Below are 26,931 nucleotides of genomic sequence, written 5' to 3' on the forward strand. Positions count from 1 at the left end.
TGGGCTAGAGAGTCGTCAAAGGCCTCATCATACCATTTGTTGCTTGCATTTCGGCCAAGAATGAGCCTTGCGAACCCGACAATGCCCCTTTCGGCTCCCTGTGGGCTCAGCCGGCGTGGGCGGCGGCGTGCGCCGGGTCGTTCATGGCGGCCTCGCCGACGGCCTGGGTCAGCACGCGGCCGACCACGCCCTCGGGCGCCAGCACCCGGATGCTGCCGCTGCGGAAGGCCTCGGCCAGGCGCTCGGCCGGCAGCGAGAAGCCTTCCTGGCGCCCAGCGCCCGAGAAGATGAAGAGCGTGCGCAGCGGGCTGACCCAGGCCAGGCGCAGCTTGCGCACCCCGTTAGCACCGGTGAATTCGACCCGCATCCCGCGCTCGAGGCGTGCCAGCTCGACACTGGCGGGATCCAGCGGCGCCTCCTCTTCAGCGGCGTCCGCCTGCTCCAGCGCGATGCGGCGCAGCGCATCCTGCTGGGCGGCTTCAACCGCCAGTTCCAGCTGGCGCTCGGGCGAGAGCTCGAGCGGCGCACGCACGATGGCCGCATGGCACTCGGCCAGGCCGGCAAAGAACTGCAGGCGCTCGGCGTCCTGCCACCCGATGGCGTCGAGCCATTTGTTGAGGGTGGTGAGCAGGGCCGGCAGGCTCTTGATCAGGGCCTTGCGCTGCTCGTGGGTGGCCTTCGGCTTGACGCTCCAGATCAGGTCATCCATGGCGCGGGTGGCATTATCGACCGCGCCGGGTTTGCTGTCCTCGATGGTATAGGCCAGGGTGAGCACCGGGGTCCAGCGCTGCTCCAGGAAAGTGCCGACCAGGGCCACCACTTCATCCCCGGCCAGGCGCAGCGACACCGCCTTCCTTGCCGAGCGCGTGGCAGCAAGCTGCTTTTCCTGGCGCGTGGCCTGGGCGATCGGGCCGGCAATCGCGGCCTCTTCGCGCTGTTCACGGTCGGCAATGCTGGCCTCGAGTTCGGCCACGGCGGCAGCGAACACCTCGGGCTGGGCTTGCCGGCGCACCTGGTCGACGCCGCGCCGCATCGCGCGGTAGACCGGGTCGTCCGGGCTGGCAGCCTGCTCCCAGCCGGCGTGCGACAGCAGGTCGAGCATGCGCCGCGCCGGGTGCGCCTCTTCGAAAAAAAAGCTGCGGTCCTTGAGTGCCGCCTTCAGCACCGGCACCTGCAGGAAGGCGATCAGCTCGCGCGTCTCCTGGGGAATCGATTCGTCGATCAGCACCGTCTCGAAGATGCGCGAGAGCAGGTCGAGCGTCGTTTCGTCGCCGCGCGACAGGCTGCCCTGCGGCAGGCTCTGTTTCAGGCGCGGCAGATAGAACACTTCGTGCGCCGTGGCCTGGGGCGCGTTGCCGGCCAGCGTCTCCAGCACCTCGGCCAGCGGCGCCCCAGCGGCCGCGCGGGCCATCGGCGCCGGCGCTCCTGGCGCCGGGCCGGCGGCGGAAGCGCCGGCAAATCCGGCCGCCGCGCTCGGACGCCAGCCGCCGCTGCCTTGCGGCAGGTTCGGAATCATGGGGATAGCGAGCTCCGCGCCCACCGGGGCCTCGGAAGCGCCGAACAGCTGGCGCAGCTGCTGCGAGACGGCGGCATCGCGCCGCGCCCGCGCGGCACGGGCGCGCGCGCTGTCGTCGGTCTTGGCGAAACGCTCTTCGCGGGCGCGCACCGGCTTGAGTTTGTCGGCCAGGGCATCGAGGATGGGGCCGAGCTCGAACACGACGGACGGGCGCAGCAGCGGCAGGATCAGGCCGTGCGAGGCCTCGTCGGGCTCGAACTCGTGCCAGGCCTCCTGAAGCCCCCGCAGGAAGACTTCGGGACGGAAGGGATTATGGTTGGCGCGCACCAGCTCGCGCCCGAGCAGGACGCCAAGGCGCACGCCCAGGCTGGCCAGGCGTTCGGACTGCTGGATGTCGAAGGGCCGGCTGATGGCGGCAAAGGCCAGCTGCTGGTCCATCTCTTCCAGCGGCACAAGGCTCAGGGTCAGAGGGCTGGCCGCTTGGGGTTTCGCGGCGGGCGCCAGCCGCGCTACCTCCTTGCGCAGCGCCAGTTCGATGGCAGTCGTGGCCAGATGCACGAAGGCATAGGCGTTGTCCTTAAGCAGGTTGCCGGAGCGGATGCGCCGCACCGCCTCCTGCGGGTCGGGGCCGGCGCTGGTCAGGTCCAGCAGGACGGCGCTCATGCGGGTGACCATGTCCATCAGGCCGTCCGCAGCCTGGCGGCTGGCGTGCGCGACGAGTTCGTCCAGCGTCGCAGCTTGCGCGGCGGCGGCCTTGCGGACAGCAGGTGTCTGGGCAGAATTCACGGCCATCGAAGGAGAACGGGGTTGATCGTTTTATTGTGCCACATTATTTCCATATGGCAATAGGAAATAATGCATATAGCGCCATACTGTAGCGCTTGGCGCCACATTCTTGGTAATCTTTCCTTGAGAATGTCGGTTACCGTCCTACACTGGATCACGCCACGGTCTGATTCCGATTCAGCAATACGGGCAGCATGATGGGTCGACCGGACATGCCGCGGTAACGCTCCGCGGCTCGGCAACAGGGCATTTTTCCCCACAGTGAAAGGAAATGATGATGGCCTCGAATCAAGGTAAATCGAAGCAAGGCGGCAGCTCGCAGCAGCACGCCGAAGCCGGCCGCCAGGGTGGCAGCAAGCAGTCGGGTTCGGGCTCGGGTTCGCGCTCGGGTGGCAGCGGCGGCACCCGCGGCGGCACCCCTGAACAGCACGCCGAAGCCGGACGCCAGAGCCACAAGAACGACAAGAAGCGCTGACCCGCCGGCAGGCCCGCCCTGCCGCCGGCAGCTTGTGTCGCCAGCCCATCGCAGTGCGCGATGGGCTTTTTTTATATATTGCGCAGCATGCCGCCCCTGGGCGGACGGAAGTCGCGGATGTCGTTGACCAGGCCGGCAGTCTTCGCATCGCGCGAGTTCAGGTGCAGGTCCGAATACTGGTGGATCGCCCACTGCTCGGGGGTCAGCTCGATGCATTTGCGCAGGATCGACTCGGTGCGCGCGTCGTCGGCGCGCAGGCCTTCGACGATGATGTTCAGGGCATCCGGCCGCGAACCCGGCGACGCGGTCGCGTGCGACTTGTGCACCATGAAGCGCGCCGTCTCGCTGCAATAGCGCTCGCTGCCCGCCAGGTACAGGATCACCGCGATCGAAGCCACCGCCCCGCCGTTGTACATGACGAATTTGATCGGCGAGTTGGCCATGAAGTTGTACAGGCACAGGCCATCGCTGACGTAGCCGCCGTTCGACTGCACCAGCACGTGGGCCGTCTCGATGCCGTCCTCGGTCATCATCGACACCGCCTCGAACATGCGGTGCACCATATCGCTGTTGACGTCGCCTGACAGCGTGAACCATGCTTCCTTGACTTGCTGTGCTTTGTCTTCGCTCATAGTTTTTCCCACTGCAAAGTGTGTGGAATAAGTGTAGCAAAACACGCCCACAGGCCCTTACGGGGGCGCACCAATAGTGCGCGGCAATTCTTTTTGGAAATCGCCAATCTCTCTATCAGCAGACCCCTCTTTGGTTGACACCGAACCAATGCTGACATATCCTCCGCAGTCTTGACCGGGAGAGCGCAGGAACACCTGCCGCCGAAGGGGCACTACCCACAAACTCTCAGGCAAACGGACTGGTCAGGGAGCGGCAGCGCAAGGCGCGGCCGGCTCACACTCTGGAGAGCGGCTCCGCACACACGGAGCCCACCGAAGGGGCAGGCAGCGCTCGCTGCTATCTCTCAGGTACCAAGGACAGAGGGGATACAGGCACCCGCAAGGTGTCACGCACCCCTATTCACTGCCCGAGGATTCCATGACGCTCAAAGCGACCCCGCTCAATTCCGCACACCGCTCCCTCGGAGCCAAGATGGTCGACTTCGGCGGTTGGGACATGCCGGTCAACTACGGTTCCCAGATCGAAGAGCACAACGCCGTGCGTACCGACGCCGGCATGTTCGACGTCTCGCACATGTGCGTGGTGGACCTGAAGGGCGCGAATGTCCGTTCATACCTAGCAGGCCTGCTGGCCAACAACGTCGACAAGCTGCAGGTGCCGGGCAAGGCCCTGTACTCGGCCATGCTGAATCCCGAAGGCGGCGTGATCGACGACCTGATCGTGTACTACTTTGCGGAAGACTGGTTCCGCCTGGTGGTCAATGCCGGCACCGCCGAGAAGGACGTGGCCTGGATGAGCCAGCAGAACGCGGCCACCGGCTCGGGCGTCAGCATCACCCAGCGCCGCGATGGCAATGATCCGATCGCGCTGATCGCGGTGCAGGGCCCGAACGCCCGCGCCAAGGTGTGGCAGGTGCTGCCGACGACCCAGGCCGCCTCCGAGCCGCTGAAACCCTTCAACGTCGTGATCGTCCCGGATACCCAGTTCGGCGAAGTGATGGTGGCCCGCACTGGCTACACCGGCGAAGACGGCTTCGAGATCGGCGTATCAAGCTCGCAGGTGGAAGCACTGTGGAACGCTTTCGCCGCCGCCGGCATCAAGCCCGCCGGCCTGGGCGCGCGCGACACCCTGCGCCTGGAAGCCGGCATGAACCTGTACGGCCAGGACATGGACGATACCGTCAACCCGCTGGACGCCGGCCTGGGCTGGACCATCGACCTGGTGTCGGAGCGCGACTTCATCGGCAAGGCGGCACTGCAGGCCAAGGGCCAGCAGGCCAACTTCGTCGGCCTGATCCTGCGCGAAAAAGGCGGCATCCTGCGCGCCCACCAGAAGGTGATCAGCGCGTCCGGCAATGTCGGTGAAATCACCAGCGGCACCTTCAGCCCGAGCATGCAGCAGGCGATCGCCCTGGCGCGCGTGCCGCTGGACGTGGCCATCGGCGACACCGTGCACGTCGAAATCCGCGACAAGAAACTGGCTGCCAGCGTGGTGAAGCTGCCGTTCGTGCGCAACGGCAAGGTTCTCGCAAGCTGATACAGAATACCTAGAACAAACGTTTATACTACCCGCCTCACCCAACCGGAGCCTTTACATGAACATTCCAACCGACCTGAAATACACCGAGTCCCACGAGTGGGTCCGTCGCGAAGCTGACGGCAGCCTGACCGTCGGCATCACTGAGTACGCACAGGACGCACTGGGCGACATCGTGTTCGTCGAGCTGCCGCAGGTCGGCAAGGCATTCACCGCCGGCGCCGACGCCGCGGTGGTCGAGTCGGTCAAGGCCGCCAGCGACATTTACGCACCGGTGGCGGGCACCGTCACCGCCGTCAACCAGCCGGTCGCCGACGCTCCGGACTCGATCAACCAGGACGCCTATGGCGCCTGGCTGTTCAAGCTGGCCCCAAGCGACGCCGGCGACTACGACAAGCTGATGGACGCCGACGCCTACGGCAAGACCACCGGCAACTGAACCGGAATTGAATGACGGTGCGCCTGCGGGCGCACCTTTTGTTTGACGGTTCCGCCCCGATCTGGCGGATTCCCTCCCGATCTTCCTGTCTCCTGAATTGACCATGACCCGCTCCAGCCTTACCCAACTCGAAGCGCGCGACTCCTTCATCCCGCGCCACATCGGCCCGTCCGAATCCGAACAGGCAGCCATGCTGTCGACCCTGGGCTACGCCTCGCGCGCCGCCCTGATCGACGCGGTCGTGCCCGCGAACATCCGCCGCAAGGACACGATGGACCTCGGCCAGTTCGTCGAACCGCGCAGCGAGGAAGACGCGCTGGCGACCCTGAAGGCGCTCGCCTCGAAGAACAAGGTCATGAAGTCGATGATCGGCCAGGGCTACTACGGCACCCATACCCCGAAGGTCATCCTGCGCAACATCTTCGAAAACCCGGCCTGGTACACCGCCTACACCCCGTACCAGCCGGAGATCTCGCAGGGCCGCCTGGAAGCGATCCTGAACTTCCAGCAGATGATCACCGACCTCACCGGCATGGGCATCGCCAACTCGTCGATGCTGGACGAAGGCACCGCCGCCGCCGAAGCCATGACCCTGCTGCAGCGCGTCGGCAAGTCGGCCTCGAAAGTGTTCTACGTGGCCGACGACGTGCTGCCGCAGACCCTGGAAGTGGTGCGCACCCGCGCCGAACCGATCGGCGTCGAAGTGCGCGTGGTCCCGGCCGGCGAAATCGAGAAGCTGGAAGAGACCTGCTTCGGCGTGCTGCTGCAGTACCCGGGCGTGAACGGCGAAGTGCGCGACTATCGCGCCGCCGTGGAGCACCTGCACGCCGCCGGCGCCATGGTCGTGGTGGCCGCCGACCTGCTGGCCCTCACCGTCCTGGAAGCGCCGGGCACCTGGGGCGCCGACGTGGTCGTCGGTAACAGCCAGCGCTTCGGCGTGCCGCTCGGTTTCGGCGGCCCGCACGCCGGCTACCTGGCCACCCGCGACGAATTCAAGCGCAGCATGGCCGGCCGCCTGGTCGGCGTGACCGTGGACGCCCAGGGCAACCAGGCCTACCGCCTGGCCCTGCAGACCCGCGAACAGCACATCCGCCGCGAAAAGGCGACCTCGAACATCTGTACCGCCCAGGTGCTGCTGGCCGTGATGGCCGGCATGTACGCGGTCTACCACGGCCCGCAAGGCCTCAAGCGCATCGCCGACCGCGTGCACCGCCAGACCACCATCCTCGCCACCGGCCTGAAGTCGCTCGGCGTGGACGTGCTCAACACCACCTGGTTCGACACCCTGACCATCAAGGGCGACGCAGCCGCACTGCACGCCGCCGCCGAAGCGGCCGGCCTCAACCTGCGCCGCATCGACGACGGGCACGTGGGCGTGTCGCTGGACGAAACCACCACCCGCGAGGACCTCGCCAGCCTGTTTGCCATCTTCGGCAACGGCCAGTCGGTCGACATCGACTCGCTCGACAGCGACGCCCAGGCCGCCTACCCGGCCGGCCTTGCGCGCACCAGCGCCTACCTGACCCACCCGACCTTCAACCGCTACCACGCCGAGCACGAGATGCTGCGCTACCTGCGTTCGCTGGCGGACAAGGACCTGGCGCTGGACCGCACCATGATCCCGCTGGGTTCGTGCACCATGAAGCTGAACGCGACCTCGGAGATGATCCCGGTCACCTGGCCCGAGTTCTCGAACGTCCACCCGTTCGCACCCGACGACCAGACCGTCGGCTACCGCGAAATGATCGGCCAGCTGGAAGCCATGCTGTGCGCCGCCACCGGCTACGCCGCCATCTCGCTGCAGCCGAACGCCGGCTCGCAGGGCGAGTACGCGGGCCTGCTGGTGATCCAGAAGTACCACCAGGCGCGGGGCGAAGGCCACCGCAACATCTGCCTGATTCCATCGTCGGCGCACGGCACCAACCCGGCGTCGGCCAGCATGGTCGGCATGAAGGTGGTGGTCACCGCCTGCGACGAGAACGGCAACGTCGACCTGGCCGACCTGAAGGCCAAGGCCGAGCAGTACAGCAAGGACCTGGCCTGCGTCATGGTCACCTACCCGTCGACCCACGGCGTGTTCGAGGAAGGCATCCGTGAACTGTGCGAGGTCGTGCACCAGCACGGCGGCCAGGTGTATGTCGACGGCGCCAACATGAACGCGATGGTCGGCGTGGCAGCACCGGGCGCCTTCGGCGGCGACGTCAGCCACCTGAACCTGCACAAGACCTTCTGCATCCCGCACGGCGGCGGCGGCCCGGGTGTCGGTCCGATCGGCGTCGGCGCCCACCTGGCTCCGTTCCTGCCGAACCAGCTGTCGACCGGCTACGTGCGCAACGAAGCGGGCATTGGCGCGGTGAGCGCGGCGGCCTACGGCTCGGCCTCGATCCTGCCGATCTCGTGGATGTACATCGCGATGATGGGCGCATCGGGCCTGACCGCGGCGACCGAAGTGGCGATCCTGAACGCCAACTACATCGCGCGCCGCCTGGCCCCGCACTACCCGGTGCTGTACACCGGCCACGACGGCCTGGTCGCGCACGAGTGCATCATCGACCTGCGCCCGCTGCAGGACAAGACCGGCATCTCGAACGAAGACGTGGCCAAGCGCCTGATGGACTTCGGCTTCCACGCGCCGACCATGAGCTTCCCGGTGCCGGGCACCCTCATGATCGAGCCGACCGAGTCGGAATCGAAGGCCGAGCTGGATCGCTTCATCGAAGCGATGATCACCATCCACGCCGAGATCGTGAAGGTCGAGCGCGGCGAGTACGACAAGATGGACAACCCGCTCAAGGGCGCCCCGCACACCGCCGAAGTGGTGACCGCCGACGATTGGCAGCATACCTATTCGCGTGAAGTGGCGGCCTTCCCGGTCGCGTCGCTGCGCAAGAAGAAGTACTGGCCGCCGGTCGGCCGTGCGGACAACGTGTACGGTGACCGTAACCTCTTCTGCGGTTGCGCGCCGATCAGCGATTACGAATAAAGATTCCAGGATTTTTATGCATTCGTAAGGCGGCCCCATGGGTCGCCTTTTTTATGCCACTACACGAACATCCCGTTACACTGAGCCATGCTTTTCGCCCGCTATCGGCCACTGCGGACGCATGAACAAGTGCCTGGCTGTCACGTCGTATCGAACAACAATCATGGAATTTCTCAATCAGCTGCAATCACTCATCGCGTCAGATCCCGAGCGGATGCGTGTTCTTCGGCTTGTCAGGGAGTTGGATCTCCCCGATTGCTGGGTTGCGGCAGGGTTTGTCCGGAACTGTGTCTGGGACTTCATGCATCAGCGCGAGCCGACTCTTTACTCTCAGGATATCGATGTGATTTGGTACGACCCGCTACAGGCAACAGCAGCGCGCGATGCAATAGTGGAGGCGACGTTGCGGGGACGGGATAACACGCTGAGATGGTCAGTAAAAAATCAGGCGAGGATGCATGAGCGTAACGCTGACCGCCCCTATCGTTCTGCTGACGATGCGATGAAACATTGGCCAGAAACGGCCACTGCTGTGGGGATTCGACTGAATGCTGAGGGGCAGCTCGAAGTCAGTGCGCCATTCGGCTTAGATGATCTGTTTGCTTTGGTGGTCCGCCCGACCGAGCGTTTCATGGCAGAGAAGCGCTCGATCTATGCGAATCGCATTCATACGAAGAGATGGCAGCTCGTCTGGCCCAATCTCAGCATTGAACTTTCTTGTTGAGCCACTCGTCTGTCTTTTGGTGAACGGCAGCTTCGGGTTGAATTTGCCATTCGTGGCAGTCAAGATCATTTTCGGCTTGATGCAAGCCTCAAGTGAGAGCGCTCGTGGCGGCGGCGTTCCCGGGGCAGGTCACCGGTAACGCCGGTTTCTTTCAGGGCCGGCCTCTCCACTAAAGGCGGCGCCTCCGGCTCGCCCAGCTGGAACGCGGCCACCGTGCGCGACAGCGCCAGCGCCTGCATCTGCAGGCTGCGCGCAGCCGCTGCGGCTTCCTCGACCAGCGCGCAGTTCTGCGTGGTCACCTCGTCCATCCGCACGATCGCCTGGTTGACGCCGGCCAGGCTGCCGGCCTGTCCGGCGCTGGCGCTGCCGATGCGGCTGGCAACATCTTCCATGGCGCGCGCCGCGCCGGCCGCGTCCAGGATGCTGGCCCCGGCCTGGGCCGCCCATTCGGCGCAGCCCTCGATCTCGGCGACGGTCGCCGCCGCCAGTTCACGCAGTTCGCGCGCGGCGCCGGATGCCTGCTGGGCCAGCGCCCTCACCTCACCGGCAGCAGTGGCAAATTCCGCCCCCTCGCCGCTGTCGCGCGCAGACGCCAGCGCCGCATTCAGGGCCAGCGTGCCGGCTTCGCAGGCAAAGGCGTCGATCGCCGCGGCCACTTCGGCCGCGCGCGCCGCGCCATCCTTTACTCGCGCCAGGGTCGCCGCCATGCGCTCGACGGTCTGGCCGCCCTCGCGCGCACTGTTCGATGCTTCCTGCGCCAGCCGGTTCGCGGCCAGTGCGCCGGTGGCGGTGACGGTGACGGTTTCAGCCAGCTTCTGCATGCTGGCGGCCGTGTCTTCCAGCGAACGGCTGCGGAACACCGCGCGGCTGTGCATGCTCAGGTTGCCGAGCGTGATGTCGCGCGAGGCCGTCCCGATGCTGCGCGCCGACTCCATCACGCTACGCAGGGTGCCGTTCAGGTTGCGGATACCGGCGTCGAGGGCGCGCGAGGTCTCCCCGATCTCGTCGTTGCCATAGACCCGCTCGCCGACGGTCAGGTCGCCGCTGGCCAGCCCCATGGCGGCGGCGCCGATGCCGCGGATCTCGCGCAGCAGCACGCGCCGCACGGCCACCGTGATCGCCAGCGAGACCCCGACCGCGAGCAGCACCACGAAGGGCATCAGGCCGGCCGTCAGGCGAAAATCGGCGGCGGCGCTGCCGGACGCCTCTTCGGACAGCTGGCGCTCGAGCCGTGCCAGCATGGCCATGCGCTGCACCAGCACGGTGAATGCGGCTTCTGGCTTGATCATGGCATTCGCGCCGATGGTCTGGTCGGCATGCGCCAGCTCGACGACTTCGCGCGCGGCGCGCACGTAGCGGCGGTGTGCCAGGGCCGCGCCCTCGACGTGGCGGCGCTCCTCGCTGTCGGCCGTGGTCTGGCGCACCAGTTCGCCGAAGGCGCGTTCGATCGCCCCGTGCTGGCGGTGGATGTCCGCGATCAGGAGGTCGATGCGCGTGCGCGAGAAGCTGCTGCCGAGCCAGGTGAGCAGCTTGTAGGTATCGGCATGCACGCGCTGGGCCTGGGCCACCAGTTCGGTGGCGCTGCGCATCTGCACCGCGCGCGGACCGACGATGGTCTGCAGCGACTGGTGCTGGCGCACCATCGCATAGTACGCGCCGCTCGACAGCAGGATCAGGAGCAGCAGGACCACGCCGGGCGCGAGCAGCAGCTTGGGACCGATTTTCAGGCGCGACAGCATGGCTCAGGCGTTCCGTGGCGACGAGGCGGGATGGGATGGATTCGGTTGGAACTGCATGCTGCCTCCCTGTTCAAAAACGCATCACAAGCATTCAATTTCCCATACGCATTCATTGAATCTACGCGGTTCGAACCCGGCGCAATTTGCGCTGGCGCAGATCACCGTCCAGCCCCTCCGACATATGCACCTGTGAAACAGACGCTTACCAATTTGCCACAGTTGCTTGTCTGGTATCTTGTATCCTCCGCGGTGAGCTGAACAACTTGTATGAGGAAACACGCATGAATGCCAGGGGCATGCTTTTCACTGCAATCCTGCTCTGCGCGGGCGGCGCACAGGCGCAACTCGTCGACGTGCCGTCATCGCGCCTGGAAGCCGAATCGGGAAATCGCTTCGGGCCTCTGGCGGAAGGCTTCAAGCGCTATTCCCCTGTGTATGGCGGCAACGAGAGCGCCAACCCGAACGACAAGGTATTCCAGGGCTTCCGCACCGATCCGCGCCTGGTGCTCGGCGTGAAGCTCAACAAGTACCTGGCGCTCGAGACAGGCTTTTCATTCCTGGCGGACGAAGGCTTCCACAGGATCGACACCTTCGGGTCGGGCCCGGCCGAGGCGGCGGTGGCGGCGGGCGACCTGCTGGCCAAGAGCCACACCACCTATGCGGCGGCGAAGCTCAGCATCCCTGTCATCGAGCGCCTGAGCGCCTACGGCAAGGTCGGGGTCGCGCACAGCATAGTGAAGAACGACAGCTTCATGTCGCCGCAACGGGCCCAGGCCATCGCCGCGGGCCGCGGCGCGGACATCGGCAAGGAAACGGGCAGCGGACCGTATGGCGCGATCGGCGCCAGGTACAAACTGAATGACCGTACCACGGTCAGTGGCGAAGTCCGGTCGAACGGCAGCGCCACCCCTTTCGGCCGCGCTTCCAACGCCAGCGGCGTACGGGGCAGCGTCGGCATCGGTTTCTGACTCGCGCAGCAAGCTCCCGCGCGGTTACACTAGCGGGATGAGGAACGGAACCACCATCAGCACGCGCCTGCTGGGCTTATGCGCGCTGTCCCTGCTGCTGCACCTGGCGGTGATCGCCTGGATCGACAGGTACATGGCTGTGCCGCCTCCCCTATCCGGCGCGGCGCCGCTGGCGGTGCGCCTGACGGAGCCGGCGCCATAGGCATAGCTGGGGCGCCGGCAGCGCCTCGGTCGCCTTCGACCGCGAACGGCGCGTCATCGTGTTCGAGAGCCTGGGACGCAGCGCCCAGGACCTGCCCGGCAGCCAGGACGGCGCCACGATGCTGATGCAACTGGCCGGGATCGGCCTGGCCGACCCGGACCAGCTGCAGGAGGCGGTCGAGATCTACGTCGGCCGTGCGGATGCCGCCACGGTGGAGCGCTACCAGGTCATCGGTCAGGAACGCATCGCGACGCCGCTGGGCGAGCTCGATACGCTGCACCTGGCGCGCCAGGGCAAGCTTCAGTTGGAGATATGGCTGGCGCCGCAACAGGGCTGGCTGCCGGTGCAGCTGCGCGCAGGCGGGCGCACCCAGGTGGTGAAGGAGATCAGGAACGCGCCGGCCGGCTAGCCGGCGCGTGAAGCCGGTCAGCCCAGCTTGGCCGCGTGCTCGCGGGTCGCGTGGAAGGTCAGCTTGGGCCAGCGTTCCTGGGTCAGGCGCAGGTTGACACCGGAAGTCGCCAGGAAGGCCAGGTTGCCGGCCGCATCGTAGGCGACCTGGTGGCCGAGCTGGTTCTCGAAGTCGGACAAGGCCTTCTTGTCCTCGCTCGACACCCAGCGCGCGCTCGAGATGCTGCTGCTTTCGAACACGGCGTCGACGCCGTACTCGTTCAGCAGGCGGCTCGCGACCACTTCGAACTGCAGCACGCCGACCGCGCCCAGGATCAGGTCCGAACCCAGCACCGGCTTGAACACCTGCACCGCGCCCTCTTCGCCCAGCTGCTGCAAGCCCTTGTGCAGCTGTTTTACTTTTAACGGATTCCGGATGCGCACCGTGCGGAACAGCTCCGGCGCGAAGTACGGAATGCCGGTGAAGGTCAGCATCTCGCCTTCGGTGAAGCTGTCGCCGATCTGCATGTTGCCGTGGTTCGGCAGGCCGATGATGTCGCCGGCGTAGGCTTCTTCCACCTGTTCGCGGCTGGACGCCATGAAGGTCACGACGGACGACAGCTTCACTTCGCGGCCGAGGCGCAGGTGCTTGACCTTCATGCCCTTCTCGAAACGTCCCGAGCACACGCGCAGGAAGGCGATGCGGTCGCGGTGGGCCGGGTCCATGTTGGCCTGGATCTTGAAGACGAAGCCGGAGAACTTGGCCTCGGTCGGCTCGACCGCGCGCACGGTGGCGTCGCGTTCGCGCGGCGCCGGCGCCCAGTCGACCAGGGCCGACAGGATCTCGCGCACGCCGAAGTTGTTGATCGCCGAGCCGAAGAACACCGGCGTCTGCACGCCCGACAGGAAGCGCTCGATGTCGAACACGTGCGAAGCGCCGTGGACCAGCTCCACTTCCATCTTGAGCTGCTCGATCTCGAGCGGGAACATCTCGGCCAGCTTCGGGTTGTCGATGCCCTTGACGATCTCGAAGGCGCCGTCGGCCTTCTCTTCGCCCGCCTTGAACAGCATGATCTCGTCCTTCAGCAGGTGGTACACACCGCGGAAGTTCTTGCCCATGCCGATCGGCCAGGTCACCGGCGCGCACTCGATCTTCAGCACCGACTCGACCTCGTCCAGCAGTTCGAGCGGATCGCGGGTCTCGCGGTCCATCTTGTTCATGAAGGTGACGATCGGGGTGTCGCGCATGCGGCAGACGTCGAGCAGCTTGATGGTCTGCTCTTCCACGCCCTTGGCCGCGTCGATCACCATCAGGGCCGAGTCCACTGCCGTCAGCACGCGGTAGGTGTCTTCCGAGAAGTCCTGGTGGCCCGGGGTGTCGAGCAGGTTGATGACGTGCTCGCGGAATTCGAACTGCATCACCGAGGATGCGACCGAAATCCCGCGCTGCTTCTCGATGTCCATCCAGTCCGAGGTCGCATGGCGGCCGCTCTTGCGGCCCTTGACGGTACCGGCGAGCTGGATCGCGCCCGAGAACAGCAGCAGCTTCTCGGTCAGGGTGGTCTTACCCGCGTCCGGGTGGGAAATGATGCCGAAGGTGCGGCGGCGCGCGACTTCGCGCGTCACGTGGCCGGCCTGGCGGCTCGTGGTGCCTTCGGCGGCGCTGGCGCTGTCGTCGGCGGTGAATTCGGTGTCGTTGGCCATAGTCGAGCCTTGCAAAGCGGCCCTTGGTAAGAAAACCCTCGATTTTACCGATTCCGCGACGCGCCGTGTGGAGAATGTGCAAGGGGCCGCGCGCGGCGGCCCCTCGACTGGTGTTACGCGACTGTCAACTCACTCGCGCACGCGGCGCCAGCCGGCGCGGCGGGTCGGCATGGTCGACGCCGGATTGTGATCCTTGGTGACGGTCTTGCCGTCGGCGGTGGTGGCGATGGTCTTGGTTTCGCCGTTCGGCAGGCCGATGTTGATGAAGCCGACCACCGCCGAGTTGTTCGACAGGGTCGAGCCGGCGACCTCGCGCACCGGGCGCGCCGTGCACACGTCGAGTTCATAGATGTTACTGGTGCCCCCGACCGAGCAGGCCGACGAGGAACTCGGCAGGTTGGTTACCACGGTCAGCGTGCCCAGCACGATCTTCGGGTCGAGGTTGACCCGCTCGCCGCTGTCGCGGTCGAAGTCGACGTACCAGCCGGCCTGGCTGGCCAGGTTGACTTCCCCGCCCGCGATCGTATAGGTGTCGCCCCCGGCGCCCTCGATCTTGGTCAGCGTCCGCCTCGACATGCCCGCACCGCGCCAGGCGTCGGCGCCGATCGCCGTACCGCTGTCCTTCAGGACATAGGCCGACTGCACCGCGGTGCTGCCGACGTCGGTGATGTCGAGCAGGCGGCCGGTACCAAAGGCCACCACGCGCTGGGTCCCGGGCGTGACGGTGCCGTCTTCCGCGGTGGCGTCGACCCGGCAAAGCGCCACGTCGGGACGGGTCGTGATCGGCTGGTTGCTGCCGGCGTCGCCCATCTTCAGCTTGCTCACCTGGCCGGGAACGGTAAAGTCGAAGCGCCACATCTGGCCCAGGTTGTCGCCGCCGTAGACATAGGTGACCAGCGGATCGGTGGTCGGATTGCTGGTAATGGCGGTGATCTTGGCCAGCCCGGACGGGGTCGCGGTGCTGCCGCTACCGGTCGAGATGCGCTTCAGGACCCTGCCGGTGGCGATATCCACCACGAACAGCCAGCCTTCGCCGCCGCCCGCATTGACGCCGTCCGCACCCGGGATATTGTTGTAGCCCGAGGTCAGGAACACGACCCACTTTTCCACGCCGTCGCTGTCCTTCCAGGTGCCGAACTGCGGGTTGCCGAAGCTCAGGCCGATCTCCGTTTCGAGCTTGTCGCCGCTGCACACGCTGGCGTCCGCGCACAGTTCCCACAGCGCGCGCGGCGCGTCGGGGTCGGTGACGTCGAGCGCATAGTAGCCGCGTCCGCCGGCGTTCAAGCCCGCCACCAGCACGGTGCGCCAGCTGCCGCCGATCATGACGTCGCCCACTTCCGGCGAGCCGTCCACGGTGTACTGGTGATTGGTGCCGTACGAGACGCTGGCCTGCACGTGCAGCTTCTTCATCGTGATGCGCGGCACGTAGGCCCACAGTTCGTCGCCGTTGGCGGCGTCGAAGGCGTGCAGCATGCCGTCGTTGGCGGCGGCAAACACGGTGGCGGCGCGGTCCGCCTGCGCCACCTTGTAGGCGTTGTAGCCGTCGCGCTGGTAGCTCTTGCGCGGGTCGCGCATGAAGGCCGGCTTGGCCGACGCGATGTCGCCGAGGACGATCGGCAAGGTCGTGCTCATTCCCTGCGGGATGGTCTCGGTGCGCGAATAGGCGCGCAGCACGGTGTCGTTGGCATACAGCTGGCGGCCGCGCAGCCAGTCGACGATATTGGCGCCCGCATTGACGATGGCGCGGTTGCCGGCCGACAGGTTGGCGCACTGCGACAGCGCGCCGCACTTGTTGTCGAACCAGGCTTTTTCGACGTCGCTCATCAGCGTGTAGTCGAAGTTCTTGAGCCCGCCCGTGGACAGGTCCAGCATCAGGATGCGGCGATCGACGGCGACCTCGGGGTCGGTGGTATCCACCACCTTGCGCCCGAGCCGCATCGACGAGTTCCAGATGTCGGTGTTGCCGACCACGCCGGTGACCGTGTCGATCTTGCGCTTGGTGAGCTGGCCGTGCCATTTCACGGTGGTAAAGGTGGCGGAGAAGATGTCGTTGTCGAACTGCGAAATGTTCGGCGTCGAGGTCGCCGAGGCCGCGGCCGCGCCGACCTTGACCTCGATGTTGGCCAGCGCCTCGCGCAGGCCGTCGATCACCTGCAGCGGATCCGAGGCCGAGAAGTACTTGCCGTGGCCGTTGATCGCGGCGTGCCACAAATCGTCGACGCGCGACTGGTAGGCGGCGGACCCGCTGTTGTCATTGGTCTTCGGATCGGGCCAGACATAGGGGCCATTGTTGTTCCACGGGCAGCCGCTGGTGACACCGGTGATCAGCTTGTAGAAGTCACCGCCCAGCGCGGCCGCGCCGTCGTAGTCGGGTTCATAGGTCATGACCCCGTCCACGCCCAGGCCGAGCGCATAGGTCTTCATGTGCAGGCGCGTGTTCTCCCCCGCCCCGGCCGGCACCAGGCCCGGCCTGCTCCAGTCTTCGAGGCTGGGGCGCAGCGAGGTGGTGCCGGTATTGGTGCCGCCGTTGTACCAGTACAGCGAGACGTCGGCCAGCGAGTTCCCGCTCTGGGCCGAGGTGTCGACACAGCCCTTGGAGCGCAGGCAGAAACGCGACGCGTCTTCGCGGTTGTCGTTGTTGGTCACGCTGGCCGCGGCATTGCCGTTCCAGTAGCCGTCGGTGGTGACGAAGGTGAAGTTCTGCTGGCAGGGGAACTGCACCACCGCGTTGTCCGTCGAATAGTTGTAGGGCGACTGGTTCGCGTACAGCTTGCCGATCGCATGCAGCGCCTGGCGAATCGGGGTCGACTGGTTGCCGTCCATGGCATACAGCGCGCTGTACCAGTCCGCGCGGTGGTTGCCCCCGAACGGCTTGGGCTTGGTCATGCTACCCTCGGCCGCCGCGCTCGACAGCGAGACCAGGCCGACGTTGTAGTTGTCGTTGATCGGCTGGAAGGCATGGCCGACCGCTGTCTTCATCGCCTGGTTGCGGGTCTTGTAGTAGCCGTACCAGTTGGCGAAGTTGGTCATCTCCTCGGCGTAGGTGCAGGTCGCGCCGGCACAGTCCGTACGGTTCGGCGCCTTCGGATAATTGTTGCGCGATGCGACGATGTCTGTGCGCGCGAAGGTCGTGGCGCCCAGGTCATTGGTCGTGGCCGGGAACACGTCGCTGACGGAGGCCGTGGTGCTGAACGAGACGTTACCCTGGTTGGTGAGGTTGCCGACCGTGATGTTCTTGCCCGAGGCGGCGCCGGTATCGACCAGGCAGACGGTGGTGTTCGGAGCGGCCTGGCAAATGGCGCCGCTGCCAGCGGTGCCGCCGACGTAGGCGGTGACCGTGCCCTGGGTCCCGATCTTGTTGCGGATCGCCAGCGCGACCGAGGCGGCGCTCCAGCCCTTGGTCAGGGTCAGGCTGGTGTCAAACAGGTTGACGCCGCCGAAGCTCACTTGCGACAGGACCTGGTTCTTGCTGTTGTTGACCGAGCCGCTCACCTTCAGCAGCGCGGTCGAGGCGCCGCCGGTGTCAAGCGCCAGGACGGTGCCGGCGCGGCTTTCGTCAGCCTGCAGCCAGCACGGACCGATCGTCTTGGGGCTCGTGCTCGCCGGGCAGGCGATCGGCACCACAGCCACCACGTTGTTGGCCGAGAGGGTGATGCCGTAGGTGCTGCAGGCCGGCACGCCGCCGCCGGTAGGCGTGCGCACGCAGGCCAGGAACTGGTTGGCCAGGCCGGTCTTGGCGATGATCGACGCGGCCAGGGCATTGGCCGCCTCCTGCTGCAAGGTGGCGCTGTTGGTCCCGGTGGCGGCCGTCACGGGGCCGTTGGTGATGGTCGCGGTGCCGGCCTCGGTCGTGGCGGTGACGGCGTCGAGCCTGACCGGAGTGCTGCCGGGCGAGGCGCCGACGGTAATGGTGCCGTACCAGACGGCGGGACGCGAGATGTCCCCGTAGCGCGGATACTTGAAGTTGCCGACATATTTGGCCTGGCAATTGGTCAACGCGGTCGAGTCGCACCAGCGCACCTTGGCCGGGATGGGATAGCCGGCCGGCGCCGGGGCGTTGACATCGGTGGCCCGGCAGTTGGTCATGGCAGCGTTGGTGCAGTATTCCGCTACGTTGATGGTGTAGTAATAGGGATTGGCGAGGAACACCTGCCCGGTATAGCGGTTGCTGCTCGGGTAGTTGTAGCCGTTGCGGTTGACCTGGCAGTTGTTGTTGCTGGTGTCGCACCAGCGGATGTCCGGGAAGCCCGTCACCAGGTTGGTGCGCGAGGTGCTGTTTCCGAGCAGGTCGGTATCGTTGATGCCGAAACCGTCGGTGGTAACCGAGGTCCAGTTGCTGGTCTGGCTCGCGGTCAGGCTCGGGTAGGTGCTGCCGTCCGCCTTTACCGGGGGGCTGTAGCGCACGCGTGGGTTGTAGTACTGCTTGTTGAAATCGGGACTGGCGAACGGCGGATCGCCGGCGCGGCAGCCGCGCGTGCCGCCCGCCATCGTGGCGCGCGAGCGGCAGGTGATGTTGTCGTCCACGTAGTCGGGGGTGAAGGTGCTGGTCATCGAGCCCGAGTTATCGTACAAGAGCATCAGGTTCGGCTTGACCGTGCCGCTGCCGGTGATGTTCAACAGGGGCAGCTGGGCGATCGCGGTGGGCGCGGCGCGCGCCGGCAAGGCCGCGAGGGCCACGACGATGGCGATGGCGAACGCCAGGATGGCGGGGAGTCGGTTGGATAGGATCTTCATGCGCGTTCCGTATGCAGTTTGCGGCTCAGGCGCCGATCAGGACCACCATCTGGGTGATCACATTGCCGCCGCGCGGACCATCGATGCGCGCGGTGATCACGTAGTGCAGTTGCGGCACGCCCGCGTACACGGGCGCATCCGAGGCCATGCTGTCGCCGAGGCGCACGGTGTTGCCAAGCGTGGAGGTGTTGGCGGCGGTCTGGACGCATGCGTTATCCGGGTCGCTGTAGACCACGTCGAGGCGGCACATGCGGTGGATGACGTAGCGGATCCGGTTGCCCTTGCCGTCGTCGATTTCCTTGGAGCCGTCCCAGAATCCGCTCGAGCGCACAGTCTGGGTGGTGTCGAGCGTGGCGCGGTAGCCCTCGCCCGGCACGTGGCCGTCGAGCTGGATCTTGTTGTTCTTCGCGGTGTCGCTGAGCCAGGCGAATCCCTGGTGCAGGCCGTAATCGGCGGCACGCGCCAGGCTGGCGTCATAGGCCAGGTTGGACGCGGTCAGCGTGGTCGAATTGCTGGAACGGAGCAGATAGATGCTCGAGACCAGCAGCACCAGCAGCATGATCAGCATGACCGGCAGCGCGATACCCCGCTGGCGAGGGAGATGTGGACGTGTCATGCGGTCGGTCTCCAGCCCGCGTTGCGCAGCGGGACGATGGTTTCGAAGACGCGGTAGCGGTAGCACTTCCAGTCGACCGGATCGCCGTCGACTTCCACGTTCACCTCGACCGGCTCGGCGTCGGTGTTCACCGCGTCCTGGACGGCAAACACCGTCGGGGGCACGGTCGTCGCCGTGCATTCGCCGGTGGCCGGGTCGGCGCGTTCCGGGTTCCTGGCGCGCGCCACCACGGCGATGCGCAGCGCGGCGATGCGCTGGTAGTCGCCCGCGCCGCCCTCGACGCCATCGCCGTCGGCGTCGATCATGGTGCTCGACCAGGCGGAAAGCTGCAGCCCCTGCTCGGGCGCGAACAGGTCGCCCGCCCGCGTGTCGAAGCCGTACTGCGCCTTGAGCGCGACAATGTTGTCGGCCACCGGCTGCGAGGCCGCGCCGGCGCCGGCCAGGTCGGTGGCGCGCAGGCGCAGGAAGCCGCCCTCGACCGACCAGGTGCGGAAGGACAGGCTGGCGGTCGGCCCCAGGTTGAAGATGCGCGAGGCGCCGCCCGTGTAGTGGGCGCCGAGGGCGCCGCTGTTGTAGCGGTTGCCGGCGCCGGCGATCATCACATACTGCTGGGACGGCGGCGGCGGCAGCGCCCCCGTGTCGGACGAGATCTGGGCCAGCGAGCACTGCTCGCCCAGTTTTTCGGGCGCCACCAGGATGACGTCGCCCTTGGCGAAACCGTAGGGCACACGGTCGACGTCGATGCGGGTACCGCCGATGTAGTTGGTGGTGATGCGCAGGGTGCCCGTGCCGCTGAACGAGCTGCCGGTGTACAGGGTGAGGCTGTCGGAAGCGTCCGCGCCGCCCGGCACGATCACGGCCGCGGCGAGCGGATGGATACTGTCGCCGTCGCGCGTGGCTGCCGTCATCTCGAAGCCCTCGGTGTCCGCCAGCACGGTGTCGCAGCCGACGATCAGCGGATCGTTCAGGCCGAAGCCGGCCCCCTCGACGTCGCCGCTGATCGAAAACATGGCGAGCATCCCGTTCTGCATCGAGTCGGAGCCGCCCAGCGCGGCCTGCTTGTTGCGCTCGGAATCGGTCATCAGGCGGGTGGCGAACAGCACCGCCAGCAGGCCGATCACGACGCTGACCATCAGTTCGACCAGCGAGAAGCCGGCCGCGCGCGTCAAGCCCAGGCGCTTCATGTCGACCCCGCGAAGTAGGAAGTGATACGGTGGGTGTTGACCGGCGTGTCGGCCTTGCGGCGCCAGCTGATCGCGATGTCTACCGCTGCAGGGGCCGCGCCCGCGGCCGGCGTGACGCTGATGACCACGGCCGCGCCGGGGATCAGGGCGGCGGTCTCGTCGTACCACTGCTCCAGGCGCGCCGACGGCTCCTCGCCGGCGGCGATCTCGTAGTCTTCCAGGTTGCCCAGGTCGGTATTCATGATGCCGAGCAGCTTGTCGGCGGCGATCGCGGCCTCGGCGCGCATGCCGGCGTCGGACAGGGCCGCATACGAGCGCGCCTGGAGCCCGATGGTGCCGAGCAGGCCGATCGCCAGGATCACGGCGGCCAGCAGGGCTTCGAGCAGCGCGATGCCCTGCTGGGCTTGCCTGCGGAAACTAGGGAGTCTGTTCATTCGGGGCACCTGCGCGAATCGTCGTCGGCGACATCCGGATTGCACTGGGTGGCAATGCCGGCCAGGGTCAGCACCACGCTGCTGGCGGGGAAAGATTCTGCGCCCGCGGCCGGGTCCAGGTCGATGCGCATCATGCGTGTGCCGACGCGCGAATCGACCCATCCCAGCGGGGTGAAATAAACCGCGGTGGCGGCGCCCGGGCCCGGGGACACGACCAGGCGGCTGGTAGCGGGCAGCGCGTCGGCACGGCGCGCCACCGAAGTGAAGCTCGCGCCGGCGCTGTCTTCCGGCTTGACGCCTTCCTCGACGGTCGACCAGTCGCCGTCGGCTTCGTTGCACGGCTCTTCGGGCGTCGGGAAGCACAGGTCGACCTGCCAGTCGTACTGGCCGCTGACGGCGTTGCGGCTCAGGACCAGGCGGCTGGCGCTGTTGTGGGCCAGCGCCTTGGCGCGCGCGAGAATCAGGCCTTCGGCATAGAACTGTGTGGCGGCGCCGGCTTTGGTGGCAGCCACCCAGTCGACCATGCGCGGCACGCCGAGCGCCAGCAGCAGCGCGAACACGGCGAGCGTGATCATCGCCTCCACCAGCGTGAAGCCGCCTGGGTGCGGGCTGGCGCTTACTCGGCGCACTGGCCCTCCTTGCGGTCGACCCAGCAGGCGTCGTTGGTGACCCAGTCGGCCGGCGCACTGGTGGTCGCGCGGCCGCCGTTCTGGTCGATGGTGAACACGAAGCCGTCGGCGCTTCCCTGGCCGGTGGCGGTCACCACGTAGGCGCTGGCGCTGGCTTCGGTCAGGGTGAAGGTGAAATGTTCGGAATCCCTCGGCATCAGGCCCAGGGCGTCGGCGTCGAAGCCGGCGTAGCTGCGGGTGTTTGCCCAGTGCTGCTCCATCTTCGGCTGGATGCCGGCCAGGCCGCTGAAAGCTTCGGTCAGGCGCGCACGCATCATGTAGCTGTTGTAGGACGGGAGCGCCACGGCCGTCAGGATGCCGACGACGACCACCGCGATCATGAGTTCGATGAGGGAAAAACCGGCCTGGCGCTTGTTCATGGATGAGTCTCCGAAGGGTCCGGCGGACTGCCGGAATGTTTCCATGTGGAATCATAACCCACGAAGCTTGCATTTCCCTGAGGAAAACCTGACAGAATCCTGACAAGCGCACAGGGCGCGGAGACGCGTTTATGCGGGCGGGAAGCGCACGCTGAAGGTCGCACCCAGCCCGCCCGGGCCGCTGTCCAGCGCAATCTCGGCGCCATGGGCGTCGGCGATGTCGCGCACGATCGCCAGGCCCAGCCCGCTGCCGCTGCTGTGCTGGTCGAGGCGCACGAAGCGCTGGAACACCTGCGCCCGCTGCTCGGGCGGGATACCGGGCCCGGAATCCTCGACCGCGAACAGGGCGCCGTCGGGCGTGGCCTGGCAGTGCACGGTGACCCTGCCCTGCGCCGGCGTGTAGCGCAGCGCGTTGTCGACCAGGTTGTCGACCAGGTCGCGCAGCATGTGGCGGTCGCCCATGAGCTTCACACTGGCCAGCTCGAAGCCGAGGTCGATGTCCTTGCGCAGGGCCTGCTCGACGAAAGCCTGGACCGCCTCGGCCACGATGTCGGCCAGGTCGAGCGGCGCCAGCTGGGCGCGCTCGAAACGGTCGGGGGCGGCGCGTTCCAGCGACAGCAGCTGGTTGGCCTGGCGGATCATGCGTTCGTTGGCGCGCAACAGCAGGTCGACGGTGCGCCCCGTCTCGGGATCGTCGCGGTGGCGCGCCTGCAGCCACTCCAGCTGCAGCCGCAGTCCGGCCAGTGGCGTGCGCAGCTGGTGCGCGACATTGGCGCGAAAATCGTCCTGGGCGCGGGCGCCGGCCGCGATCCGCCCCAGCAGCGCATTGAAGGCACTGACCAGCGGCGCCAGTTCACGCGGCATCCCGTTGTCGTCGAGCGGCGCCAGGTCGTGGCTGCCGCGCGCATCCAGGCGAGCACGCAGGCGCGCCAGCGGCGCCAGGCCATTGCCGACCGAAAACCACACCAGACCCACCAGGGCCAGGCTGAACAGGAGCTCGAGCAGCACCAGGGCGCGCACGATGGCCGCCCTCACCCCCTGGCGCTGGCTCAGGGTGCGCGCCACCGCTACTTCGACCGGGCCGCCGGGGCCCGGCACCAGCAGGCTGGCGACCCGTACCGGCTGGCCGTGCAGGCGGTCGTCGCGCACCGGCTCGGCGCCCGGGCGGCGCGGGAAGGCGGGTTCGCCCGCCAGCACCCGGCCGCCCGCATCGCGCACCACGAACCAGCTGGGGTCCTGGGCGGCGGCGCCGATCACGGGTCCGCCGGCGCCGGATAGTTCGATACTTGTGGAAGCATTACCCGGCCGCAGGCGCGCGGCCAGGCCGGCGGCTGCGTCCAGCAAGCCCTGGTCGAAGGCGAGCTGGGCCGGCGTCCAGGCCAGCAGGTAGGTCAGGCTGGCGGCCAGCAGGTTGAACACGAGGATGGGAGCGACCAGCCATTTCAGCAGGCGCAGGCGGATGCTGCTCATGGACGAGGGCTCAAGCGGCGGCTTCGAGCAGGTAGCCGAAGCCGCGGATGGTGCGGATCGCCACCCCGGCGCCGTCGAGCTTCAGGCGCAGGCGCGAGACGTAGACCTCGACCGCGTTCAGGGTCAGGTCGTCGCCCCAGGGTGCGATGGCGTCGATGATCTGCTGTTTGGAGACCACGCGGCCGGCGTGCTGCAGCAGGTACTCCAGCACACCCCACTCGCGCGCCGATAGGTCGAGCACGCGCTCGCCCACGCGTGCGCGCCGGGTCGCGCTGTCGAGACTGAGCTGGCCGAGGCCGAGCTGGGCGGGAGGCGGCGCCACGCGCCGGGCCAGGGCGCGGATGCGCGCGACCAGTTCGGCGCTGGCGAAGGGCTTGACCAGGTAGTCGTCGGCGCCGGCTTCCAGGCCGCGCACCCGGTCTTCGACGGCGTCGCGCGCAGTCAGGAGCAGGACCGGGCAGGCGGCGCCCCGGGCACGCAGGCGGCGCAGCACCTCGAAGCCGTCGATGCCGGGCAGGCCGATGTCGAGCACGATCACGGAAAACGGCAGGGGCTGGGCCTGCAGCCGCGCGTCGGCGGCGAGCCCGTCGACGACGAGTTCCACCCCCATGTCCTGGGCCTGCAGGGTGCGCACCAGCCCGTCGGCCAGCACGGCGTCGTCTTCGACCAGCAGCAAGGGCAAGGGCATGTCGTGTCAGCGCAAATGCAAAATCACATTATGCGCGAATTCGGGGCATAAGCGTTTCCACAACAAAAGAAAACGCGATGACAAAACGATATCTCTCTAGTAGGACTGGGCTGACAAAATGGCCTGCGCCAAGCCTACACAGGTGCGACTGCCAGTCTTATGTTCGCCAACGGACTATAGCTTTAATGTACACACATCGCGATGAGGCAAAGAAAAAAGACCTCAAACATTCGCACCCGACGCACGTTAGAGATAAGAGGACATAAAATGAACAACACTCAACTTGGTGGTATGCACAAAGCGCAACACAAGATCCCAGCCACTAGTGAGACTGTGAAAGCCGCGTCCCGCCCCGTTGTCAGCTACAGCGGCACCCAGCAGAACGAACTGCTCGGCGCCCTGCCCCGCCAAGACCTGGAAAGCCTGTTCGAGCAACTGGAGCTCGTTCCGCTGCCATTCGGCAAGGAGTTGTTCGAGTATGGCAGCAAATTGGAATACGTGTATTTTCCGACCACCGCAATCGTGTCGCTGCTGTACGTGATGGAAGATGGCGCCACCACCGAGATCGCGGTGGTCGGCCACGAAGGCGCAGTCGGCGTGTCGCTGTTCATGGGTGAACGCGCCACCTGCAGCGCTGTGGTCCAGAGCGCCGGCTACGGCTACCGCCTCAAGACCCAGTTCCTGCGCGACGCATTCAACAAGGGCGGCGCCCTGCCCCAACTCCTGATGCGCTACACCAACGCCCTGTTTGCCCAGATGGCCCAGAACGCCGTCGGCGGCCGCCACAGCTCGATCGAACAGAAGCTGTGCCGCTGGCTGCTCGACCGCCTGGACCGTTCGGCCAGCAACGAGCTGAAAGTGACCCAGGAACTGATCTCGATCATGCTGGGCGTGCGCCGCGAAAGCATCACCGCCGCTGCCGGCAAGCTGCAGGACGAAGGCCTGATCCAGTACCGCCGCGGCAACATCACCGTCCTGGACCGTGCCGGCCTGGAAGAATACGCCGGCGAGTGCTACAAAGTGGCCAAGTCGGAATACGACCGCCTGCTGAGCGACGTGGCCCGTTAAGAATTGACCGGCGCCCCATCCGGCGCCGTACCGCTTCTCGCTTCGAACGCCGTCCCCAGTAACAGGGACGGCGTTTTCATTTCCGGGGTTTCGCGCAGCTGCGCGGGAACGGGCCTGCCCTCGCCGCCTGGCGCGGAGGCCGGAATCCAGGCGCGCACGCAGGTGCCGACGTTGTTGACGCCGCGCGCCACATGCAGCGTTCCGCCCAGCAGCAGCGCGCGTTCGCGCATGCCCAGCAGCCCATGCGATTTCGAGCGGGTCATTGCATCCTGCGCGATGCCGATGCCGTCATCGGTGATTTCCAGTTCCCAGCCGTCCGGTTCGCGCGTCAGGTTGACGATGACGGTGCGCGCCTTGGCATACTTGGCGATATTGTTCAGGGCTTCCTGGGTGATGCGGAACAGCGCGATTGCCTGCATCGGCCCGGCCTCGTCGGCCTCGGCATCGACCAGGGCGTCGCAGTCGAGCGCGGTCACGCGCGCGTAATCGGCGCAGTAACTCTGGAGCGCCGCCGATAGCCCCATGTTGTCCAGCAGGCTGGGGCGCAGGTTTTCGATGATGCGGCGCTTGAGCTGGACGGTGTCGACCAGGGTCTTGCGTGCCCGGCCCAGCATTGCCACCAGCTCCGGATGCGTGCCCTTCAGTTTCTCGCTGACGGACGTCATGTCCATGCCGATGGCGGTCAGGTTGGCCCCCATCTCGTCGTGCAGCTCGCGCGCCAGGCGCGATTTTTCTTCCTCCGACACCCGGATCAGGTGGCGCGAAAGCACCGACAGCTGCTCGGTACGCTCGGCAACAATGGCCTCAAGACTATCGTTTGTGCTCTGAAGGGCGCGCTCGGCTTCCAGGCGCAGGCCGAAGCTGCGCTGCACGAGGCGGTGGAACAGCAGGATCACGAGGATGGCGACGGCATTGATGCCGACGCCGAACAGCACCGTGCGGCGCGACTGTTCGTAGAACGCGTTCGTGCGCGCGGCCAGCAGTTCGTTCTGTTCGCGCGTCATGATCACGACCTGCAGGCGGATTTCGTCCATCTCGCCGCGCTCGTCGGCGGCTGCGGAAATGGCGACGATGTCGACCAGCCCGCCCTGGCGGTAGACCTCGAGCGACTGGTGCATCAGGCCGAGCTTGCGCTGCACCAGGCTCCGCAACTGAGCCAGGTTCCTGGTCTGGGAGGGACTGTCGGCCAGCAGGACACCGAGGGCGCGCAGCTGGTTGTCGATCTGCTGGGGCGCCGCATGCAGGGGGCCGAGATTGACTTCCGAGCCGGACAGGAAATAGCCGCGCAATCCACTTTCGGCATCGGTGACGAGCAGGTTCAGGAGCTGCAGCTCGTCCGTGACGCGGGCGGTCTGGGCCTGCAGGGCATTGGCCGAGCGCAGGTCGTCGAGATTGCGGATGAGGAAGACCGCGTTGATGACCAGGATGACGACACAGGCCACGCACAACAGGGTCTTGGAGAGAGGCAGGCCGCGCAAGCGCTTGCCGTCGAAAGCAGTAGAAAAATACATTGGCTTCCTTTCGCGCAACTTGTGCCGTCCGGGCCGATTATAGTCGCGTTAGCGCGACGATGCTTTCAAGGCCGTGCGGATACGAA

Annotated in this window: 22 protein-coding genes and 2 riboswitches; of the genes, 9 read left to right on the forward strand and 13 right to left on the reverse strand. The window is 66.6% G+C overall.

Translation table 11 applies throughout. The features are described 5' to 3' along the window. Nucleotides 1-106: 106 nt before the first annotated feature. Complete coding sequence (locus tag LK539_RS18915) at nt 107-2,308, reverse strand: DUF1631 family protein (RefSeq protein ID WP_227802609.1); 2,202 nt, start codon at nt 2,306-2,308, stop codon at nt 107-109. A gap of 271 nt (nt 2,309-2,579) precedes the next feature. Between LK539_RS18915 and LK539_RS18920 the strand changes: the two genes are divergently transcribed. After that, entirely contained in the window at nt 2,580-2,777 is a 198-nt protein-coding gene (locus tag LK539_RS18920) for a hypothetical protein (protein WP_227802610.1), read from the forward strand. A 71-nt stretch (nt 2,778-2,848) separates the two neighbouring features. Here the strand turns inward: LK539_RS18920 and LK539_RS18925 are convergent, their stop codons facing one another. Then, nucleotides 2,849-3,409 (reverse strand): ATP-dependent Clp protease proteolytic subunit, encoded by a 561-nt coding sequence (locus tag LK539_RS18925; protein WP_227802611.1) that lies wholly within the window; start codon nt 3,407-3,409, stop codon nt 2,849-2,851. A 166-nt stretch (nt 3,410-3,575) separates the two neighbouring features. Next, nucleotides 3,576-3,661, forward strand: a riboswitch (glycine riboswitch). Nucleotides 3,662-3,680: 19 nt separating this feature from the next. Further along, nucleotides 3,681-3,780, forward strand: a riboswitch (glycine riboswitch). Between the two features lie 47 nt (nt 3,781-3,827). On the opposite strand from LK539_RS18925, the gene gcvT reads away from it, so the two are divergent. The 4 genes from gcvT (at nt 3,828) to LK539_RS18945 (ending at nt 9,092) form a co-directional block, all read left to right on the forward strand. Beyond that, complete coding sequence (gene gcvT, locus LK539_RS18930; RefSeq protein ID WP_227802612.1) at nt 3,828-4,946, forward strand: glycine cleavage system aminomethyltransferase GcvT; 1,119 nt, start codon at nt 3,828-3,830, stop codon at nt 4,944-4,946. A gap of 58 nt (nt 4,947-5,004) precedes the next feature. Further along, nucleotides 5,005-5,385, forward strand: coding sequence for a glycine cleavage system protein GcvH (gcvH, locus tag LK539_RS18935; protein WP_227802613.1), 381 nt, complete (start codon nt 5,005-5,007; stop codon nt 5,383-5,385). A 103-nt stretch (nt 5,386-5,488) separates the two neighbouring features. Continuing rightward, nucleotides 5,489-8,368 (forward strand): aminomethyl-transferring glycine dehydrogenase, encoded by a 2,880-nt coding sequence (gene gcvP, locus LK539_RS18940; RefSeq protein ID WP_227802614.1) that lies wholly within the window; start codon nt 5,489-5,491, stop codon nt 8,366-8,368. Between the two features lie 163 nt (nt 8,369-8,531). Next, a complete protein-coding gene (locus tag LK539_RS18945) occupies nt 8,532-9,092 on the forward strand; it encodes a nucleotidyltransferase family protein (RefSeq protein WP_227802615.1) in 561 nt (186 codons plus the stop codon). Nucleotides 9,093-9,157: 65 nt separating this feature from the next. Here the strand turns inward: LK539_RS18945 and LK539_RS18950 are convergent, their stop codons facing one another. Then, nucleotides 9,158-10,831 carry a methyl-accepting chemotaxis protein gene (locus LK539_RS18950; RefSeq protein WP_227802616.1) on the reverse strand — a complete coding sequence of 558 codons (1,674 nt, stop codon included), beginning with the start codon at nt 10,829-10,831 and terminating at the stop codon, nt 9,158-9,160. 296 nt (nt 10,832-11,127) lie between these two features. Here LK539_RS18950 and LK539_RS18955 point away from each other — a divergent pair, with 296 nt between their 5' ends. The 3 genes from LK539_RS18955 to LK539_RS18965 are packed head-to-tail and all read left to right on the forward strand — an operon-like array spanning nt 11,128 to nt 12,410. Beyond that, nucleotides 11,128-11,799, forward strand: coding sequence for an outer membrane beta-barrel protein (locus tag LK539_RS18955; protein WP_227802617.1), 672 nt, complete (start codon nt 11,128-11,130; stop codon nt 11,797-11,799). A gap of 37 nt (nt 11,800-11,836) precedes the next feature. After that, nucleotides 11,837-12,001, forward strand: a complete 165-nt coding sequence (locus LK539_RS18960) for a hypothetical protein (RefSeq protein ID WP_227802618.1) — start codon at nt 11,837-11,839, stop codon at nt 11,999-12,001. Nucleotides 12,002-12,059: 58 nt separating this feature from the next. After that, complete coding sequence (locus LK539_RS18965; protein ID WP_227802619.1) at nt 12,060-12,410, forward strand: DUF3108 domain-containing protein; 351 nt, start codon at nt 12,060-12,062, stop codon at nt 12,408-12,410. Nucleotides 12,411-12,427: 17 nt separating this feature from the next. Here the strand turns inward: LK539_RS18965 and LK539_RS18970 are convergent, their stop codons facing one another. The 9 genes from LK539_RS18970 to LK539_RS19015 all read right to left on the reverse strand — a co-directional run bounded on the left by LK539_RS18970 (nt 12,428) and on the right by LK539_RS19015 (nt 24,266). Then, nucleotides 12,428-14,092, reverse strand: coding sequence for a peptide chain release factor 3 (locus LK539_RS18970; protein WP_227802620.1), 1,665 nt, complete (start codon nt 14,090-14,092; stop codon nt 12,428-12,430). 129 nt (nt 14,093-14,221) lie between these two features. Further along, entirely contained in the window at nt 14,222-18,826 is a 4,605-nt protein-coding gene (locus LK539_RS18975; protein ID WP_227802621.1) for a pilus assembly protein, read from the reverse strand. 25 nt (nt 18,827-18,851) lie between these two features. Further along, on the reverse strand, nt 18,852-19,442 hold the full coding sequence (locus LK539_RS18980; RefSeq protein WP_227802622.1) for a hypothetical protein: 591 nt from the start codon (nt 19,440-19,442) through the stop codon (nt 18,852-18,854). Beyond that, nucleotides 19,439-20,626, reverse strand: a complete 1,188-nt coding sequence (locus LK539_RS18985; protein ID WP_227802623.1) for a PilW family protein — start codon at nt 20,624-20,626, stop codon at nt 19,439-19,441. Before LK539_RS18985 ends, LK539_RS18980 begins: the two co-directional genes overlap by 4 nt. Further along, a complete protein-coding gene (locus LK539_RS18990; RefSeq protein WP_227802624.1) occupies nt 20,623-21,060 on the reverse strand; it encodes a hypothetical protein in 438 nt (145 codons plus the stop codon). Before LK539_RS18990 ends, LK539_RS18985 begins: the two co-directional genes overlap by 4 nt. Continuing rightward, complete coding sequence (locus LK539_RS18995) at nt 21,057-21,689, reverse strand: prepilin-type N-terminal cleavage/methylation domain-containing protein (RefSeq protein WP_227802625.1); 633 nt, start codon at nt 21,687-21,689, stop codon at nt 21,057-21,059. The genes LK539_RS18990 and LK539_RS18995 overlap by 4 nt, the downstream gene beginning before the upstream one ends. Continuing rightward, entirely contained in the window at nt 21,677-22,108 is a 432-nt protein-coding gene (locus LK539_RS19000; protein WP_267877688.1) for a type IV pilin protein, read from the reverse strand. Before LK539_RS19000 ends, LK539_RS18995 begins: the two co-directional genes overlap by 13 nt. 129 nt (nt 22,109-22,237) lie before the next feature. Further along, nucleotides 22,238-23,578: a sensor histidine kinase gene (locus tag LK539_RS19010; protein ID WP_227802626.1), complete on the reverse strand. Its 1,341-nt coding sequence runs from the start codon at nt 23,576-23,578 to the stop codon at nt 22,238-22,240. Between the two features lie 10 nt (nt 23,579-23,588). Next, nucleotides 23,589-24,266, reverse strand: a complete 678-nt coding sequence (locus LK539_RS19015; RefSeq protein WP_227802627.1) for a response regulator transcription factor — start codon at nt 24,264-24,266, stop codon at nt 23,589-23,591. Between the two features lie 267 nt (nt 24,267-24,533). Between LK539_RS19015 and LK539_RS19020 the strand changes: the two genes are divergently transcribed. After that, nucleotides 24,534-25,334: a Crp/Fnr family transcriptional regulator gene (locus tag LK539_RS19020; RefSeq protein WP_227802628.1), complete on the forward strand. Its 801-nt coding sequence runs from the start codon at nt 24,534-24,536 to the stop codon at nt 25,332-25,334. Here the strand turns inward: LK539_RS19020 and LK539_RS19025 are convergent. Then, nucleotides 25,331-26,845: a CHASE3 domain-containing protein gene (locus tag LK539_RS19025; RefSeq protein ID WP_227802629.1), complete on the reverse strand. Its 1,515-nt coding sequence runs from the start codon at nt 26,843-26,845 to the stop codon at nt 25,331-25,333. The genes LK539_RS19020 and LK539_RS19025 overlap by 4 nt on opposite strands. Between the last annotated feature and the right edge of the window lie 86 nt (nt 26,846-26,931).

The sequence above is a fragment of the Massilia sp. IC2-476 genome, from assembly GCF_020707295.1.
Taxonomy (GTDB): Bacteria; Pseudomonadota; Gammaproteobacteria; order Burkholderiales; family Burkholderiaceae_D; genus Telluria.